Annotated in this window: 3 protein-coding genes; 1 reads left to right on the forward strand and 2 read right to left on the reverse strand. The window is 69.1% G+C overall.

Annotation, left to right across the window (positions count from 1 at the left end; genetic code table 11):
• The coding region (locus FVW27_RS12970; protein WP_167125752.1) for a DUF4139 domain-containing protein at nucleotides 1-542 on the forward strand (542 nt) is incomplete at its 5' end.
• Nucleotides 543-787: 245 nt separating this feature from the next.
• Here FVW27_RS12970 and FVW27_RS12975 read toward each other — a convergent pair.
• Together FVW27_RS12975 and FVW27_RS12980 are read right to left on the reverse strand one after the other, a co-directional pair.
• A complete protein-coding gene (locus tag FVW27_RS12975) occupies nucleotides 788-1,348 on the reverse strand; it encodes a TetR/AcrR family transcriptional regulator (RefSeq protein WP_167125754.1) in 561 nt (186 codons plus the stop codon).
• A 247-nt stretch (nucleotides 1,349-1,595) separates the two neighbouring features.
• A partial coding sequence (locus FVW27_RS12980) for a butyrate kinase (protein WP_167125756.1) occupies nucleotides 1,596-2,512 on the reverse strand: 917 nt, incomplete at its 5' end.

Raw genomic sequence — 2,512 nt, forward strand, 5'->3', positions numbered from 1 at the left:
CCCGCGTGGCCCTGCGCGGCGAAACATGGCCCGCCGCCTTCCGGCACACCGTGCGCCCTGCGGCAGACCCGCGCGCCTTCCTTACCGCCTCCGTCACGCTGCCCGAACCGCGCCACTATCCCATGGGCGAGGCGCTGTACGTGGCCGACGGGGCCAGCGTGGGCAGCGCGCCCTTCAGCCTGTCCGAGGACAAGGCCGACATCTTCTTCGGCAGCGACCCCATGGTGTCCGCCACCATGCGCCTGGACGAACGCAAAAGCGGACGCGAAGGGCTGGTGAACAAGCAGCAGACCCGCACCTGGGCCTGGACCATCGAGGTGGCCAACCGGCGCGCCACGCCGGTGTCCGTGCGCGTGGAAGACCCGCAGCCGCAGCCGCGCGACACGGCCATCAGCCTCAGCGTGGAATCCGATCCCAAGCCAGCCACGGAAAACCATCATCTGGTGTGGGCTCTGGATGTTGCGCCGCGGGCCACCGCCATCATCCGGCACACGGTGCGGGCCACGGCCCCGGCGGACATGCGGCTGGACGACGGCAGGTAGGCGCGGCATCCCCACGGCCCTTTCGCCCAACGGACGGCCTTTCGTCCACCGGTCCAGATTCGCTGGTGCCGGACGCGCGAAAAACGGCCCTGCCACCCCACCCCGCGAATGACGACGGCCCGTCCATCTGGACGGGCCGTTTCGTTTGCCCAAGGCAAAAATCGAAGGGTACGGGGGAGAGGCGTCAACGCGGCATGCTCGGCGCGGCCAGGCCGCATCCCCATGCCAGGCCGCAAACTGTCCGGTCAGCTCTTGATGCTGCGCTGGCAGAAGGCCACCACCCCGCGCGCGAGGTCGGGCGTTTCCGGCCAGAAGATGCGGCGGCGGTTCAGCCCCAGCAGCAGGATGCCGACGATGCGCGCCGTTTCCGGCACGTCGATGTCGTCGCGCACCGTGCCGTCGCGGATGCCCCGGATCAGGCAGGCCTCCACGGTCTGGAACAGGCTGGTGGACAGCGCGTCCATTACCGCGCGGGCGCTGGGAATGGTGGTGTAGGTGTTCAGCAGCACCCGGGTATCGGTCAGGCGCTTGTCGATGAATCCGCAATGGTCCAGGATCAGCGTTTCCAGCAGGCAGTAGCCGCTCTTCTGCCGTTCCTTGATGGCCGCCATCAGCTTCCGGTACTCTTCCAGATAGGTATCGACGATGACGTCGAACACTTCCTGCTTGGAACGATAATGCCGGTAGATGGCCGCATCCGTCACGTTGGACGTCTTGGCAATCTGTGCGATGGTGGTACCCTTGAAGCCGTTGGCGGCAAAAAGGATACGTGCGTTCTCCAGTATCAGGTCCTTGGAAGATGCCATGCGTGCCTCTTTTCTGGGTGCGTCCGCCGCAAAGGGAGCGAAAGGTGCGGAACGCGCGTTGCGCGGCACATCATAGACACGTTCCCACAGGCGGCGTCAAGCACGGGAATTTGTGCGGGGTCCCTGCGCATGCCGAAGAACGGCCCCCCACGGACCGACCGGAATGCATCGGGCCGGGTGCCGCAATGCTGGCCAGCAACGGCAGGCCAGTCCAGAAGCGCCCCGTCGGGGCAGGCAGCAGTACCCTTCAGACATAGTCGCCGGGTATCTCCTGGCCGCGCAGCACCCGCAGCACGCCCGATGCCAGGGCGTGCATCTCTTCCACCTCGGGCAGCACCACCACCGGGGCCAGCCATTGCAGCCGCTGACGCAACCGCTCCGTCAGCCGGGCACTACGGGCCATGCCGCCCGTCAGCACCACCCCCGCGATGCGCGGCGGGCAGGCGGCGGCGTCCGCCACGTGCTCGCCGCACCCGACGCCACTGCCGCCGTCCAGCAGGGCGGGCGCCAGCGAGGCGATTTCCTTGGACACGGTATAGGCCACGGCCTCGAACACCAGCGCGGCGTGGGCATCGGGCCGGGCGCCGCCAGCATCCGGCGTACCGTCTTCACCACAGGCCGTGCCGTCCATGCGCCGCTCCAGCACGCGCAGGTCGTTGGTGCCGCAGTGCGCCCACATGCCGCCTTCGCGCAGGATGATGCGCCGCAGCTGCTCGAAGGTGTAGGTGCCGTCCTGCACCAGCGACAGCACGCCCAGCGACGGCAGGCGGCCCGTGCGTTCCGGCGCGATGGGCCCGTCGCCGTCCAGGGCGTTGATGACGTCCACGATGCGTCCGCAGCGGTGCGCCGCCACGGAAATGCCGCCCCCCATGTGCGCCACCAGCCAGCGGTTGGCCGCATAGTCCACGCCCAGCAGTTCGGCGGCCCGCCGTGCGGCGGAACGCTGGCTGAGGGCATGGAACACGCTGCGGCGCGGCAGCGCGGGCAGGCCGGAAATGCGGGCCACCTCGTCCATCTCGTCGGTGACGGGCGGGTCCACGATGTATGCGGCCACGCCCCAGCGGGCGGCGTAGTCGTGCGCCAGCGGCGCGCCGAGGTTGCAGGGGTGCTCGCCGTAGCGGGCCTGCTCCAGCGTTTCCAGCATGGCCGGGGTGATGCGCCACG

It is taken from the genome of Nitratidesulfovibrio liaohensis, assembly GCF_011682075.1.
GTDB classification, from domain to species: Bacteria; Desulfobacterota; Desulfovibrionia; order Desulfovibrionales; family Desulfovibrionaceae; genus Cupidesulfovibrio; species Cupidesulfovibrio liaohensis.